A 13,680-nucleotide genomic window follows, 5' to 3' on the forward strand; every position below is an offset into this window, starting at 1 on the left:
TCAGACTGATTCAGACTGATAACATGGTGTCGCAGTCGTGTGGCAATTGGGACTACTATCGGTTTCAAGACGCGTATGACGGCATAATTTACAAGCTCCCTTACCTCAGCTTTGATCGAATAGCCGGTCGCGTTGGAATCAACCGCCCTGATCCCAAGACGAGCCTCCATGTGGTCGGTCAGTCTCTGTTCGCCACGGCTTCAAAATTTGACGCATACAGCCTGCGGTTTAATGCTGCTGTAGCTATCAATGTTTTGCCGGGTGGGGATATGTCCGGTAATTGGGGTTCCACCGGCACAAATTCGTGGCTTTACCTATATGGTATCGGGCAAAATTCTTTGCTGGGCAACTGGACATCAGCCAACGAGCTGCAGCTTGTAGATGTCAACGCAAACAAACCGATGCTCACCATCGGAATGGAGGGATCGCAGCGGGTTAGTGTTGATCAGCTTTTCAAACTCCCGCCTGTTTCAAAAACTGCCATCCTCGCTATGAGCGCCCCAAAAGACGGTGATACTGTAATGTGCTCCGATCTCGGCGTCCCTGTGGTCTATTCAGAGCTGAACGTGGGTTGGTTCCCTCTGGTTGTCGGAGCGAAACTGACAAATTCATGATTAATCTGCTCGACTTGTGGCATGTGCATGGCGGCCAGATGCAAGCTGCGGCGGGCATTGTAGCTGGCTGGTATGGACGGGTTGCTACGTCCGCAGCCCTGCGCCGACGTGACCGTCTGGACGCAGGCAAGCAGGCGCTGGATCTGGCAGCGCTACTGATTAAGCGAGAGCAGGATCAGGCTGTTGTTCTCAATGCTCTGCGATATAGAGAGTGGGTGCTCGCGGGCGCAGTCCAGGATGTCTATGCGGAGGCCATTGCGGGCCGTCTGATCGTGCATGATCTGGATGCAGCTGCTGGCAGGCCTCTGCGGCAGTTCCGCCCGCTGCCTCCATACCCATTCCCCGCTCAGGGTGATGATCCTGCGGCGGGGGCTACGGCTGCTGATACAGCCGAGCCGCGTGGTGATAACACGCASGGATAACCGCCCCGCCACCCCTGCAGGGGCGTGGGCTTACTGACGGTACTTTTCTATGGAGTCCAGACTTAACCCTGATTTAACACCCACCCGACCTGTCCGGCCTGTAGCACCTTATATAGGTGGCAAGAGGCGGCTTGCGGCCAGACTCGTGGAGATACAAAGCGAGATCCCACACAAGGCTTATGTTGAGCCGTTTGTTGGAATGGGTGGAGTTTTCTTTCGCCGCCCATGGGTCACACCGTGTGAGGTGATCAATGACCTCTCACGGGACGTCTCCGGGCTGTTTCGAGTCCTCCAGCGTCACCACGTTCCTCTGATGGATATGTTGCGCTGGCAGATCACGTCCCGCGATGAGTTTGAGCGTCTACGGTTGGCACAGCCGGATAGTCTGACAGACCTGGAGCGGGCCGTTCGGTTCCTTTATCTTCAGAGGACAGCGTTTGGCGGGAAAGTCCAAGGACAGAACTTCGGGGTGTCAATGCGAGGAGCGCGTTTTGACATTCATGCGCTGAGTGAGGCGTTGCAGGATGTTCACAGGCGACTGAGCCGCGTGACGATTGAGTGCCTGCCGTTTAATGAGGTTTTGCGGCGCTATGATCGGCCAGACACTTTATTCTACCTGGACCCGCCCTATTGGGGGTCTGAAGACGACTACGGTGCTCCATTTAATAGGGAGGATTTCCACGTCCTGCTGGCAGCACTGGAACGGCTGGAGGGTCGGTTCGTGCTGTCAATCAATGACCGGCCAGAAGTGCGTGAGCTGTTCGGTGGGTTCAATCTGGAGGCAGTGTCAGTGCCTTACACAGTGGGTGGAGGGCGAAAGCAGCGCCCGTTTGGTGAGCTGATAATCACCAATTAAGAGACCTTTTAGGAGCCTCTGAAAGCCGTTTTAGTGGTGGGTCGTAGGGAGTATTTTGGGTTCCAGATTATCTGGCTAAGAGTTCCAAATTATGCGGCCCGCTACATCCGCACATGCAGCCCGGCTCCACGATTATTTTCACATCGTCCACCAATGCGTATGAGCCGTCCGTCAATATTCTCGACTATTCCATCACCAAGGCAGGGATTGCCAATTTTACAAAAGGGCTGGCCAAACAGCTTGTCAAAAAAGGTATCCGCGTCAACGGCATCGCCCCCGGCCCGTTCTGGACGGCGCTTCAGGTCAGTGGTGGGCAGACCATGGAAAATGTCGAAAAATTTGGGGAGAGCGTTCCCATGAAGCGCCCCGGCCAGCCGGTGGAACTGGCTCCCTCCTACGTGCTTCTGGCCTCGGCTGACAGTAGCTACATGACAGGCCAGATTCTCGGCGCAAACGGCGGCATGGGGCTGCCATAAGCCCGCGGTTTTCTGCACACAGGCTCTGCGTGGGGATGGATTTGACGCCACCCGGTATCGCGCTACTCTGCGGCACCCCATACCGGGTGAGGAGAAACACGCTTCATGTTCAGCCACATCATGCTTGGCAGTAACGATATTGCCCGCTCCAAACAGTTTTATGATGCCGTTCTGGGCGCTATGGGCTGCGCCCCGGCGGAACCGAACGCCAAAGGCCGCCTGACCTACACGCATGGCGGCGGCCGTCTGGTGATCACAAAACCGCTGAACGGTGAGCCCGCAACTGCTGGCAACGGCAGCACCATTGGCTTTGCCGTCGCCAGCCCGGAAGAAGCCGACGCATGGCACAAAGCAGGCGTCGCCAATGGCGGGGAAGCTATTGAAAACCCGCCCGGCGTGCGGCACAGCCCCACGGGAGACCTCTATCTGGCCTATCTGCGGGACCCGGACGGCAACAAACTCTGCGCCCTCTACCGCATGCCGTCTGAATAACCTTTTTGAGTAAAAAGGTTATTCAAACTCCCTGCCCGGCAATTTCTGTCTGGCAGGGAGTGTCCGGACCAGAGACCTGTGGCGCCGGGGCATGCTTCCGGTGGACGGCCACGCAGGACAGAACACTCCCTGCCACCAGCCCGAACGCCGCCAGTTCCAGCGGGTGGGGCCACCTATGCTCCCACAAAAATCCGTACAGCAGCGCAAACAGCGTTTCAAACAGGATCATCTGCCCGGTCATGGTCAGGGGCAGCAGGCGGCTCATGCGGTTCCACAAGGCGTTGCCACACATGGACGCCAAAATCGCTACCCCGATGGACACACCGGCAAACCGCCCCCAGGCCTCTGCGGAATGAGGCCCCGCCTGCGCCAGCAGGGCAAACGGCATCAGCACAACAGCCTGCGCGCCCGTCACGACGCCTGCCAGCAAATTCCAGTCATGCACGGATACATGCCGCAGGCGGCTCAGGCACCGGCTATTGCCCACGGCATAGGCTGTCCAGGACACCAGCGCCCCAACCGCACACAACATGCCCTGCACCGTACGGCCGGACGCCTGCGGCCCCAAAAGCCCCTGCCAGCCAATACACACCACCCCGGCCACGCATAACCCCAGAGAGAGCGCGAGAGTTTTCAGAGGCACAGCCCCCTGATCCCGGCTGCCAATAACTGTAACAGTCACCGGCAGAAACCCGATAATCAGGGATGTCAGGGCAATCCCGCCGCTCTGCACGGCCTGAGACAGCAGAACATAATACAGCGTATTGCCCGCAAGAGAGAGCAGGAACACCGCCCGCCAGTCCCGCCCGCTCAGCAGGCCGGAAAGCCGCCGCCAGCGCGGCAGGATCAGCACCCCGGCAATACCCCCGTAGGCAAGGTAGCGCCCGGCAGCCAGCATCAGCGGGTTAAAATCCCGCACCAGTTCCGGCGCCAGAAACACCAGCCCCCACAGCGCACCGGCACCCGCGCCGCACAGCACGCCGCGCCCTGTCTGGGCTCCCGTGTGGGCCGCTGAATGATCACCGGTGTGGGTCATGATGCTCCGTCTCCCTGAACATCCGGGACATATCATCACCCAGATGATCTTTGCGCTCTTGATTACGGCCCCAAATGCAACAAAAACTCACCTATGGCCCCAAATCCTCCTCCGCGCGCTCTGGATTCCTTTGATAAAGCCATCCTGCGGCTGCTCCAGCGTGACAATAAAATGCCGCAACGGCAGATTGCCAGCCGGGTCAATCTCTCGGCCGCCGCCGTGCAACGGCGGATTGCCAGCATGGAAAAAGCGGGAATCATCACGCGGAACTGCGCCGAGGTAAATGTGCGCGCCGTGCAGATGAGCATTACGGCCATTGTCGAGGTGCATCTGGTGGATGAGCGGATTGCCACGGTTGATGCCGCCAAGGCGCTGTTTCAGGCCTCGCCCTCCGTCCAGCAATGTTATTATGTGACGGGCGGGATCAGCTTTGTGGTGATTATCGTCGCAAAAGACATGACGACTTATGAAGAGATTACCCGTGAGCTGTTTTCCAGAAACGAGGCCGTCGCCCGTTTCCGCAGCCTGATTGCGCTGGACCGGGTTAAATGCGGCATGGATATCGTCATTCCCTGAACCTGCGCCCCCCACGCGCCGCACAGCCGCCTGCATATTAAACATTTGTGACAGCTCTGGCAGCACACGCCGTTTTGCGCACAGTGGAGGGTGCCTGTTCACCCTTTCCACGCAAACGGAAATCGCCGCTCATGGTCCAGTTTAACCGCCGCACGTTTCTCTCCCTGACTGCGGGCCTGACATTTGCCCCCCTCACGCGCTCACTCGCCGCCATCCCCAGCCGCCCCCCGCTGCTCCGGCATGAGCCCTTCACGTTCCTGTTCATTACCGACACACATCTCCAGCCGGAACTGAACGCCAATGCGGGCTGCCACACCGCGTTTCTGAAAGCGCGGACCATTCCGGCGGATTTTGCCATTCAGGGCGGGGATCATGTGTTTGATGCGCTGGGCGTCAATGCAGGCCGCGCCACCATGCTGATGGATTTATACAAGCGCACGGCGAATGACCTCACCATGCAGGTGCACCACACCATCGGCAACGATGACTGTTTTGGCGTGTATACCAAAAGCGGTGCCCAGCCGACGGACCCGTTTTACGGTAAAAAATACTTCGAGGACCAGTTCGGTCAGCTTTATTACTCTTTTGACCATAAAGGCGTGCATTTTGTTGTGCTGGATTCCATCGGCATTACAGCAGACCGCATGTATGAAGGCCGGATTGATGCGCAGCAGCTTGTCTGGCTGAAAAAGGATCTCGCCGCCCAGCCCGCCGGGACGCCCATTATTGTCGTCACCCACATTCCGCTGGTTACAGCCGTGGAGGATTATGACGCCCCGCCGGAAAAACCGCAGAAGCATCACGGCATCAGCGTTGTCAACGCGCATGAGGTCCTGCCGCTGTTTGACACCTGCAACGTCATTGGAGTGCTGCAAGGCCACACCCATATTCTGGAACGGGTGGACTGGCATGGCGTGCCCTACATTACGGGCGGCGCTGTGTCTGGCAACTGGTGGCACGGCACACGCTATGGCACGCCAGAGGGCTTTATGGTGGTGGATGTTGAAAATGGCGTTTTGAAAACACGCTATGAAACCTACGGGTTCCAGAGCGTAGACCCGCATAATACCTGAACGGTTAAACCGGGGGGCATCACCCTGCCCCCATCCTCTTGCCCCCAAAAGAAAAAGCCGCCCCGAAGGACGGCTTTTCCAGACAGCATCTCTGCGGTTTAAAGGCTCAGAGCGCTTTAAGACCAACAGCAGAGGTCTTGCCGTTACGGCCAGCTTCCAGCTCGTAAGACACTTTCTGACCTTCGTTCAGAGTGTGCATGCCAGCGCGCTCAAGTTCAGAGATGTGAACGAACGCATCCTGACCGCCATCTTCCGGCTGAATGAAACCATAACCCTTTGTGGGGTTGAACCATTTTACGGTGCCTGTTGCCATAACAAAGGCTCCTTCTCAAACAAACGCGGTCGTGCACAAAACACACACGAAATCATAACTTTTATGGAGATAAACCAGACGCAACATGCGTCAAGAACCCGGATAAAAGCACCCGCTTCCTGCACAGATGCGCTAATCCGGTGGGGAATGCAAGCCTAAAGCCGCTTCAACACGGACGGACTGGCAAAGCGCCCACCTCACTCCGCCGGTGCGGCGCCTGCTTCAGTTCTCCGCCATTGCCGGAATTTTCCCCATGGCGCGCAGATCCCACCGGATCTGCAACGGCTCACTCCCCCGATAAGCCCCCACATGAATATGCGGGTTCCGCGCCACACCGTTATTGCCGTCAATCGCCACAACCTGTCCGGCCGCCACATGGTCTCCCACTTTAACACGCGGGTCCATCAGATGCGCATAGACCACACGCACACCGTCCGCCCGTTCAAACACCATCATGCTGGCCGGAGGCCTGCCCATCGTGCCGGGAGTATTTGTCTCAGCGTTGAGGTGAATATATTTGATCACACTGTCAAACGGTGCATGCACAGGCGTGTGCCAGCCGTACCAGTCCGTGTTCTTGCTCCCATCCCCCCGATACATTTTTGCAAAACCACGGTTCTCTTCAAAACCGCCCACCACCATACAATCCGTGCCCAGCGCATCGCCCGCACCATGCAACTGGCCAAGCGGATGCTCCGTGCAGGCAAAAGGTTTGTCAAAAAGCGGCGCCAGTGTGACCTGATGGATTTCAGCCGGATCATCCACCAGGCTGCCCAGCCCCGGCGGCAGCCCCATAGCCTGCAAACGCAGGTCCATCCGGTGGCGCTCTTCGGCCGTCGGCTGTGCCATAGCGGGCCCATGGCTGCCCAGCATAAGCCCGACCAGCACAACCGCAGCAGAAAGACCGTGCTTCATTCTTCAACTCCTTCTTTCGGGCAGCACTCCAGCACGCGCCCCCGTCAAACCCGGATATTTGTTGCTAAAAAGGAATAAATTACACGCTCCCGCGCGGCGCGCAAGAATAACACCTGCCATCATACAGCGAAGGCTCAGCCCTCCATCTCGCCTTCCATATCACTCTGCTCCTCCGCCTGCGTAAGCTGCAGGGTCTGGCCATTCAGGCGCGTGGCCAGCAGGTGGCCGAGCGAGACCGCGCTGATGCAGAGCAGGACAGAGAGCGTCACATTCGCCAGCGCCCGGCCCCATGCCGCACTCCGCAGCAGGTCCAGCGTTTGCAGGCTGAAGGAGGAAAAGGTGGTGTAGCCACCGCACAGGCCCATCATGACAAACAGGCGGGTATTGTCAGACACCGGATAGCGCCCGTCCGCCAGCGTGAGCGTGCTGAAAAACCCGATGATGAAAGACCCCACCACATTAATGCCCACCATGGTGCCCCACGGCATTGTCCGGCTGAGCGGGGCTGTCAGCAATGTCACGGCATAACGTGCCAGCGTGCCCAGCGCACCGCCGAGCATGACCAGAAGACAGGAAGCAAAAGACATATAAGGCCCCTTCATTCCGGCGGGCCATCCAGAACGCCCGCCGTGCTGCGGCGGGAACAGGTCGCACCTCTCCCGCCAGATCGTTACGGCAGGAGTCATCAGCCCTTGCAAGGGCGGTTAAAGGGGGAACCCCATCCCCTTGCGGTCTGTATAGAATGTTCGCCCCGCCTGCTCAAGCTGGCAGGGAAATGCAACCCTGCACTCCCCCCGGCCTCTCCGGACCGAATGTACTTCCAACCCGTGCCGTTTTTTGCTTAGTGCGGGAAAGGAGCCGGGCCATGCTGGCCCGCACCCCTCAAACCCTCACCCACAGCCCCCGGCCAGCACAACATTTTTAGGCAGTCTATGGACCCCAAAACTCTCTTCTCCGGCATTACGCTGGCTCTGGGGGCATTTGCCTCCTACGCAATCAGTGATGCGTTCTCCAAGCTTCTCGGCGGGCAGCTTGACCCGTTTGAAGTCGCGTTTTCCGGCGGGGTTTTCGGCCTTCTTCTGCTGCCGTTCATCCGTAAGCCGGGGGAAGCCTACAGTGATGTCTTCCGCACGCAGGAACCCGCCATGTGGGCCCTGCGCGCCGTGTGTACTTTTGTGGCGACCGCCGCCAGCGTGGAAGCCTTCATGCTGCTGCCCATGCCCGAAGCGCTTTCGCTGATGTTCCTCATGCCGCTGTTTGTCACCATTCTTTCCGTGGTGCTGCTGAAGGAAAAAGTAACGGCCTGGGCGTGGCTGGCCGTGGTCCTCGGCTTTATTGGCGTGCTGATTGTGCTGCGTCCGGGAGTGCGGGAGCTGCATTTCGGGCATCTGTGCGCGCTGATTGCCGCCGTCGCCAACGCCGGGAGCGTCATCGCCTACCGTCTGGCCGGGCAGAACAGCGCACGGCTGTCTCTGTTCGGCTCCAGTCTGGCTGGCCCGCTGATTGGCAACGGGATTCTGATGTGGGCACATGCCTCATGGCCGCACGGGGTGACCACATGGGTCTATCTGTTTGGCTATGGCTTTCTGGCTGCCTTCGGCCAGTTGCTGATGATGATGGCAACCGCCCGCGCCCCCGCCAACCGCGTCGCCCTGCCGCAATACAGCCAGATGGTGTGGGGCGTCGCGCTCAGCTATCTGGTCTTCCATCAGCCGCTGGATGGCTGGACCTTTGTGGGGATTCTGGTTGTCACACTGTCTGGTCTGCTCAACTGGATCCGCCAGCGCATCCGGTACGAGCGCATGGCACTGAAGGAACGGCTTGAGCGAATGCAGGCCAGAAAAACAGCCAAAGCCGCTGAGAAAATTGCGGCCAAACAGGCAAAAGATCAGGCCCTGCGGGAACATCAGCAGGCTATTGCCGACAAGATCTCCCCAACGCGATAACCCGCAAAACACCAGACATAAAAATGCCGTGCCCCCACTGTGAGGGCACGGCATTTTTCATTGAAACGTCAGGTCTTAGCCCGCCATTGTGCGGTCCACAGCCAGCCCGGCGGAGGCCTGACAGGTCGGCATCATTTCCACATGATTGATGTTCACATGCGCGGGAAGTGCGAGAACCCACGCCACGGTTTCTGCAATATCCTCCGGCAGCAGCGGTTTTGTGCCGTTATAAACGGCATCCGCCTTGGCCTGATCCCCCAGACGCACGGCGCTGAACTCACTGCCGCCACACAGGCCCGGCGCAATGGTTGTGGCCCGCACCTGCTTGCCCAGCAGATCACTCCGCAGGTTACGCATAAACTGGTCCACAAACGCCTTGGTCGCGCCATACACATTCGCACCGGGATACGGATACGTGCCCGCCGTGCTGCCAAGCGAGATCACATGCCCGCTGTTCCGCGCCACCATGCCCGGCAGCAGCGCACGCGTGATTTCCACAAGCCCGGTTACGTTGGTGGCAATCATGCGTTCCCAGTCAGCCGGGCTGGTTTCCCACGCTTTTTCCAGCCCAAGCGCCAGACCCGCGTTGTTGACCAGCACATCCACATCCTGCCAGCCTTCCGGCAAAGACGCGGGAAGCGCCTGCACGGCGGCAAGATCGGTCACATCCAGCTTAAACGGCAGCAGCGCAGGCCCGGCCTCCTGCGCCAGCGCGTCCAGCCGCGCCTGCCGGCGGCCCGTTGCAATTACGCGATACCCGTCCTTTACCAGCCGCAGGGCAATGGCGTGGCCAAACCCTGCCGTGGCACCGGTCACCAGAACGGTCTTGAGGGACTGTGTCATTGCTCTCTTCTCCATAACAGGCAAACTCTGCCCTATCATGCGTTGAAAAAGCATGGCCTGTCACGTTGCGTGACGAAAGTCCTCTCCCCGTTTACCCGGACTTCACTCCTCCGGCAAAGACGCGGGAAGAACCTGCGGGGCAGCAAGATCGCCCCCATTCCGCTTAAACGGGCGCAGAGCAGGCCCGGCTGCCTGCGACAGACATCCAGACAGGAAGATTTCCGCAACGGAAACCACTCTTTAATATTCTCCGGATCGCTCTAAAAAACAGCCAGAAATGAACAATAACATAATAGCAATTGCGCTGTTTCCGCGTGACCCTTTATGCAGGAGTCACTGCCTTTACTGAGCAGCAGGAACACGGAGAAAATCCGGCTCAACAAAAATGTGATGCACTCCTTTCTGGTTTCCTCTTTTTGATAGCTGAAGTGAAAATATGAAAGTCGCTCTTGGACAGTTTGCCGTCGCACCAGAGTGGCAGGACAATCTTGAGTCCTGCCGGGCCCTGATCACAAGAGCCAGATCAGAACATGCGGACCTTCTTGTTCTGCCCGAAGGGATCCTCGCCCGGAATGCCAGTGACCCCGGTATTTTAGAAAGAACTGCCCAGCCGCTTGATGGCCCGTTCATCACAGAATTACTGCCGCACACACACGGGCTGACGGTTGCTGGCTGCGTCATGGTCCCCAATGCGGACGGACGGCTCTTTAACACGCTGGTTGTGCTGCAAGATGGCGTTCTGACAACAGCCTATAACAAGCTGCATCTTTATGATGCCTTTGACAAACGTGAGTCTGATAAAATCACCCCCGGACAGGACCTGCCCCCCATTATCCGGGTCAGGGACATGAAAGTGGGGCTCATGACCTGCTACGACATCCGCTTCCCGGAAGTCGCGCGCCATCTTGCCTTCAGCGGCGCAGACGTTCTTGCCATCCCCGCAGCATGGCTGCGCGGCCCGAACAAGGAACGGCACTGGGAGATCCTGAACGTCGCCCGTGCGCTGGAAAACACCTGTTATGTGGTTGCCGTGGGGGAATGTGGGCCCTCCAATATCGGCGCGAGCATGGTGGTGGACCCGCTGGGTGTTATCACCACCGCCCTTGGGGAAAGTCCCGGCCTTGGCTTTGCCACTCTTGAGCGCAGCCGGATTGAGCATGCACGCAGCGTCCTCCCTGTTCTCAATAACTGCCGCTTTACCCCCCCGACGCTGAAATAAAGAGATAAAATGACGCATTCTCAAGACCAGAGCCTGCCGGACAACACCCGATTCAATGGCGTATGGCGGATTGAAAACACCAGATCCTCATGGAGTGACGGCAAGTTTCCTGACCATATGAAGTTAGACCTCTTTCTGAAGTTTCCTGAAAATTTCATATGGTATCATTCAGAAAACAGCACCCTCTCAACACAGCCGGTTATGACTCTGGATTTTAAGACCGACCTTAACGGCACCCCCGGCCTGACGTCCGGCAATGCGCGCTTTAATAAAGTCCGCGCGCGCCAGCTCTCTGCAACGGAGTTTGAAATTCTCGAAATGCTGGATGAGGACGTGATTGTCGCAGCCTACTGGCGCTTTTCTGAAGATGCACAAACACTCTGGCGCTGGGGCGTTGGCAAATCCCCCGCCGGGCTCTCCCGGTCGTATGAAGAACTCTTTATCAAGGAAAGCACCGCGACACATATTTTCGACGAATAGGCATGCAGAAACCCCATTTCTTTTCCAACGATTTCCCCGGAACTCCATTGCCCTCGCCTTAACAGATCGTCTTTGATAAGCCCGCCTGAGCAAGATGTTCACTGACCCACTCATACCGGTCTTTCAGATGAGAAATAGAAAATCGGATATGGGGTTGCGGCATCAGTGAGCACTGCCTGCCCGCCGTCACGCGAATACCTTGCGCATTCAGGGAGGCAAGAGCACCCTCTTCATCCCGCACCGGTAGCCAGAAACTAAATCCCTCACCGGTTGCATAAGAAAAACCATACCCGGCAAGATTGTCCGTCAATTTTTGACGACGCTCCTGATACGTCCGCCGCGCCCGTTCCAGATACGTTGTCGTTTCGGGGGCCGCCAGCAAACGCGCGGTGGCGGCCTGCATGATCCGGCTCGTCCAGCCAGACCCAAAACTCCGGTAAGCCTGTATTTCCCGAATGATTTTGTCGGATGCGGACAAAATACCCAGACGCAGATCCGGCCCCAGAGCTTTTGAGAGAGAGCGCACATGAATCACCTGCGCATTGCACCACACCCCAAGGCTTTTAGGCTTTGCCCTGGTAAAATACGCCATAGCATCATCTTCAAAAATCCAGACGGGCGGGGCGGCGTTCAGAACATCCGCAAGCTCCTTCATACGCTCTGCCGATAAGACACGTCCGGTAATGGCATTCAGGTTGGGCTGAAGGAAAAACGCAACAGGCTGCCGCGTGAGTGCGGCGCGCAGTCTGGCGGGAATGGGCCCGTGCGCATCACCGGGCACGGCAACAGCGGAGGCTTTGAGGTAATCAATAATATCCAGTACCCTCATGGGGACCGGGTCTTCAACCAGCACGACGCTGCCGGGCGGGATCAGCGCCTGCATGGCTTCAAAAAGCCCGCCATAGGCCCCGTTGGTTGCCATCATAGCTTCAGCTTCATACGGCCAGTCTGCCCGGCACACCTGTTCCAGAGAGGCTTCAATCGGCTCATCCGCATAGATGTTCAAATGCGGCGTCTCCTGCACATGCAGAAACGCGGAGTGCAGAAGCGGCAGAAGTGCCGGGTCCGGCGTGTACCCGGACAGATCCAGCGGGATACCTCCCAGCTTTACATTTTCAGCACGCCGGATCGGGCGCGGGGCAATGGCCGCACTGCTGACATAGGTGCCCCGCCGCCCCCGCCCGGTAATCATACCGCGGCGGCGCAGCTCACTCCAGACAATGGAGACCGTGGCAGGGCTGACCCCAAGCACAAAGGCAATATCCCGGATAGCGGGCAAACGCACACCCACCGGCAGCACCCCGGAGTGAATAAGGGTGGTAATTTGCTGCGCCAGCGCCCGGCCACTCCGGTTAGGAAGCTGATCAACGAGCCACTCCACCTCCACAGCTTTCACATGACCCTCCCTTCCGCCAGCATCCGCCCCTGTATTAATGGCGATCAGACTGCCGGAAAGCAATCATCCCATCCACAGAGGGCACTTCTTCCCGTTTCGTCCGCCTTTGCAAGTCGGGGAACGGAGGGAAGACGGTGATGGCCGAGGACGTAAAAACGCCTCCGGCACCCTTGCCAGACTTCACCGCATGACAGGAACAGTCTTCTCTTTCTCCGCACCACACAACGAGCACGCCCCATCAGTCCTGCCCGCTTTCCGTTTTGACGCGCAGCTTATTCCACTATTTATATCGTGTTATTTTAATTTAAATGTTCAATTACGTAATTTTTCTTGCGTGGAAAGATCAATGAAATTATCAGTTTTAAGTCACAAGTCCTTTTGTAAACACAAATGGAACTGTCAGGACTATTTTTAAAAAATAATCTCTTCTTCAGGAAGAGTTTTGCCATTTTCGCCGTGAGATACCCCATGAAATACGCGTTCAAACAGAGGAAATGGCTTGTTTTTCTGGGGGTTCTTCTTCCGATTAACCTTTTAATGTCTCTTGATAGAAACGCGTTTATTCTGGTCTCCCCAAAAATAAATACGATCTTCCATTTCTCATACCTCCAGTCGACCATCCTCGCGTCCAGTATGATCTGGATCTACGCTCTGGCACAGATCCCGGCCGGGTGGTTTATTAACAGATTCAAACCGCATGTTGTGCTGTTTGTCGCCTGCCTTGCATGGTCTCTGAGCGTCTTCTTTTTCCCGTTTGCCAGAAATTTTTCTGACTTTCTGCTTCTTATACCAATTTGCTTTTGCTATGACCCATGAGCCCAGTCGCGCAATCCGAGAGACATAATGCGCCATGGCTGGTCGGTGAGCTGGTTCCACGCATGGCAGGCGATATCGACGATATCGTCATAGGTTTTGAAGATTCTGTTTGAGAGCCATGTATTACGCATGAACTGCCAGACGTTTTCCACCGGGTTCAGTTCAGGTGACCGTGGTGGAAGCGGTAGGTGAGTGATGTTGGGGGGA

Annotated in this window: 17 protein-coding genes, 1 pseudogene and 1 riboswitch; of the genes and pseudogenes, 11 read left to right on the forward strand and 7 right to left on the reverse strand. The window is 57.4% G+C overall.

All coding sequences use genetic code 11. The features are described 5' to 3' along the window. From KP699_RS14965 to KP699_RS14985, 5 genes and pseudogenes are all read left to right on the forward strand, one after another. Positions 1-614: hypothetical protein (locus KP699_RS14965; RefSeq protein WP_215763188.1), on the forward strand; the 614-nt coding region annotated here is incomplete at its 5' end. Next, positions 611-1,036 (forward strand): hypothetical protein, encoded by a 426-nt coding sequence (locus KP699_RS14970; RefSeq protein WP_215763189.1) that lies wholly within the window; start codon positions 611-613, stop codon positions 1,034-1,036. The genes KP699_RS14965 and KP699_RS14970, both read left to right, overlap by 4 nt. Positions 1,037-1,085: 49 nt before the next feature. Then, positions 1,086-1,892, forward strand: a complete 807-nt coding sequence (locus KP699_RS14975) for a DNA adenine methylase (protein ID WP_215763190.1) — start codon at positions 1,086-1,088, stop codon at positions 1,890-1,892. A gap of 89 nt (positions 1,893-1,981) precedes the next feature. Then, a pseudogene (locus tag KP699_RS14980) lies at positions 1,982-2,368 on the forward strand (SDR family oxidoreductase); the annotation flags it as partial. Positions 2,369-2,473: 105 nt separating this feature from the next. Further along, positions 2,474-2,860, forward strand: a complete 387-nt coding sequence (locus KP699_RS14985) for a VOC family protein (protein WP_077931157.1) — start codon at positions 2,474-2,476, stop codon at positions 2,858-2,860. Positions 2,861-2,882: 22 nt separating this feature from the next. Here KP699_RS14985 and KP699_RS14990 read toward each other — a convergent pair whose 3' ends face one another. Continuing rightward, the gene (locus tag KP699_RS14990) at positions 2,883-3,896 is read right to left on the reverse strand and encodes a DMT family transporter (protein WP_215763191.1); all 1,014 of its coding nucleotides are present in this window, start codon (positions 3,894-3,896) and stop codon (positions 2,883-2,885) included. 93 nt (positions 3,897-3,989) lie between these two features. Here KP699_RS14990 and KP699_RS14995 point away from each other — a divergent pair, with 93 nt between their 5' ends. Then, positions 3,990-4,472 (forward strand): Lrp/AsnC family transcriptional regulator, encoded by a 483-nt coding sequence (locus tag KP699_RS14995; protein ID WP_252347123.1) that lies wholly within the window; start codon positions 3,990-3,992, stop codon positions 4,470-4,472. 131 nt (positions 4,473-4,603) lie between these two features. Further along, entirely contained in the window at positions 4,604-5,545 is a 942-nt protein-coding gene (locus tag KP699_RS15000) for a metallophosphoesterase (protein WP_215763192.1), read from the forward strand. A 106-nt stretch (positions 5,546-5,651) separates the two neighbouring features. Here KP699_RS15000 and KP699_RS15005 read toward each other — a convergent pair whose 3' ends face one another. The 3 genes from KP699_RS15005 to crcB all read right to left on the reverse strand — a co-directional run bounded on the left by KP699_RS15005 (position 5,652) and on the right by crcB (position 7,360). Next, positions 5,652-5,858, reverse strand: a complete 207-nt coding sequence (locus KP699_RS15005; protein WP_025827303.1) for a cold-shock protein — start codon at positions 5,856-5,858, stop codon at positions 5,652-5,654. A 222-nt stretch (positions 5,859-6,080) separates the two neighbouring features. Further along, positions 6,081-6,773, reverse strand: a complete 693-nt coding sequence (locus tag KP699_RS15010) for a M23 family metallopeptidase (RefSeq protein ID WP_215763193.1) — start codon at positions 6,771-6,773, stop codon at positions 6,081-6,083. A 134-nt stretch (positions 6,774-6,907) separates the two neighbouring features. Further along, positions 6,908-7,360 (reverse strand): fluoride efflux transporter CrcB, encoded by a 453-nt coding sequence (crcB, locus tag KP699_RS15015; RefSeq protein ID WP_086655139.1) that lies wholly within the window; start codon positions 7,358-7,360, stop codon positions 6,908-6,910. Positions 7,361-7,442: 82 nt separating this feature from the next. Beyond that, positions 7,443-7,508: riboswitch (Fluoride riboswitch) on the reverse strand. A gap of 197 nt (positions 7,509-7,705) precedes the next feature. On the opposite strand from crcB, the gene KP699_RS15020 reads away from it, so the two are divergent. Beyond that, positions 7,706-8,719 carry a DMT family transporter gene (locus KP699_RS15020; protein WP_215763194.1) on the forward strand — a complete coding sequence of 338 codons (1,014 nt, stop codon included), beginning with the start codon at positions 7,706-7,708 and terminating at the stop codon, positions 8,717-8,719. A gap of 75 nt (positions 8,720-8,794) precedes the next feature. On the opposite strand, the gene KP699_RS15025 is transcribed toward KP699_RS15020, so the two are convergent. Then, positions 8,795-9,562 carry an SDR family NAD(P)-dependent oxidoreductase gene (locus KP699_RS15025; RefSeq protein WP_215763195.1) on the reverse strand — a complete coding sequence of 256 codons (768 nt, stop codon included), beginning with the start codon at positions 9,560-9,562 and terminating at the stop codon, positions 8,795-8,797. A gap of 436 nt (positions 9,563-9,998) precedes the next feature. Here KP699_RS15025 and KP699_RS15030 point away from each other — a divergent pair, with 436 nt between their 5' ends. Further along, complete coding sequence (locus tag KP699_RS15030; RefSeq protein WP_215763196.1) at positions 9,999-10,781, forward strand: deaminated glutathione amidase; 783 nt, start codon at positions 9,999-10,001, stop codon at positions 10,779-10,781. A 9-nt stretch (positions 10,782-10,790) separates the two neighbouring features. Continuing rightward, complete coding sequence (locus KP699_RS15035; protein WP_025827312.1) at positions 10,791-11,261, forward strand: hypothetical protein; 471 nt, start codon at positions 10,791-10,793, stop codon at positions 11,259-11,261. A 58-nt stretch (positions 11,262-11,319) separates the two neighbouring features. Here the strand turns inward: KP699_RS15035 and KP699_RS15040 are convergent, their stop codons facing one another. Beyond that, a complete protein-coding gene (locus KP699_RS15040; RefSeq protein ID WP_215763197.1) occupies positions 11,320-12,657 on the reverse strand; it encodes a PLP-dependent aminotransferase family protein in 1,338 nt (445 codons plus the stop codon). A gap of 468 nt (positions 12,658-13,125) precedes the next feature. Between KP699_RS15040 and KP699_RS16790 the strand changes: the two genes are divergently transcribed. Further along, positions 13,126-13,473, forward strand: a complete 348-nt coding sequence (locus KP699_RS16790) for an MFS transporter (protein WP_374196960.1) — start codon at positions 13,126-13,128, stop codon at positions 13,471-13,473. On the opposite strand, the gene KP699_RS15045 is transcribed toward KP699_RS16790, so the two are convergent. Then, positions 13,461-13,680: transposase (locus KP699_RS15045; protein ID WP_215763198.1), on the reverse strand; the 220-nt coding region annotated here is incomplete at its 5' end. The genes KP699_RS16790 and KP699_RS15045 overlap by 13 nt on opposite strands.

It is taken from the genome of Acetobacter sp. P1H12_c (assembly GCF_018811975.1).
Lineage (GTDB): Bacteria > Pseudomonadota > Alphaproteobacteria > Acetobacterales > Acetobacteraceae > Acetobacter > Acetobacter persici.

Coding starts and splice junctions, on each gene's coding strand:
- KP699_RS15030 (WP_215763196.1), top strand. CDS start 9,999: ATGAAAGTCGCTCTTGGACAGTTTGCCGTCGCACCAGAGTGGCAGGAC.
- crcB (WP_086655139.1), bottom strand. CDS start 7,360: ATGTCTTTTGCTTCCTGTCTTCTGGTCATGCTCGGCGGTGCGCTGGGC.
- KP699_RS15010 (WP_215763193.1), bottom strand. CDS start 6,773: ATGAAGCACGGTCTTTCTGCTGCGGTTGTGCTGGTCGGGCTTATGCTG.
- KP699_RS14990 (WP_215763191.1), bottom strand. CDS start 3,896: ATGACCCACACCGGTGATCATTCAGCGGCCCACACGGGAGCCCAGACA.
- KP699_RS15035 (WP_025827312.1), top strand. CDS start 10,791: ATGACGCATTCTCAAGACCAGAGCCTGCCGGACAACACCCGATTCAAT.
- KP699_RS15025 (WP_215763195.1), bottom strand. CDS start 9,562: ATGACACAGTCCCTCAAGACCGTTCTGGTGACCGGTGCCACGGCAGGG.
- KP699_RS14985 (WP_077931157.1), top strand. CDS start 2,474: ATGTTCAGCCACATCATGCTTGGCAGTAACGATATTGCCCGCTCCAAA.
- KP699_RS14995 (WP_252347123.1), top strand. CDS start 3,990: ATGGCCCCAAATCCTCCTCCGCGCGCTCTGGATTCCTTTGATAAAGCC.
- KP699_RS15000 (WP_215763192.1), top strand. CDS start 4,604: ATGGTCCAGTTTAACCGCCGCACGTTTCTCTCCCTGACTGCGGGCCTG.
- KP699_RS15020 (WP_215763194.1), top strand. CDS start 7,706: ATGGACCCCAAAACTCTCTTCTCCGGCATTACGCTGGCTCTGGGGGCA.
- KP699_RS14975 (WP_215763190.1), top strand. CDS start 1,086: ATGGAGTCCAGACTTAACCCTGATTTAACACCCACCCGACCTGTCCGG.
- KP699_RS15005 (WP_025827303.1), bottom strand. CDS start 5,858: ATGGCAACAGGCACCGTAAAATGGTTCAACCCCACAAAGGGTTATGGT.
- KP699_RS16790 (WP_374196960.1), top strand. CDS start 13,126: ATGAAATACGCGTTCAAACAGAGGAAATGGCTTGTTTTTCTGGGGGTT.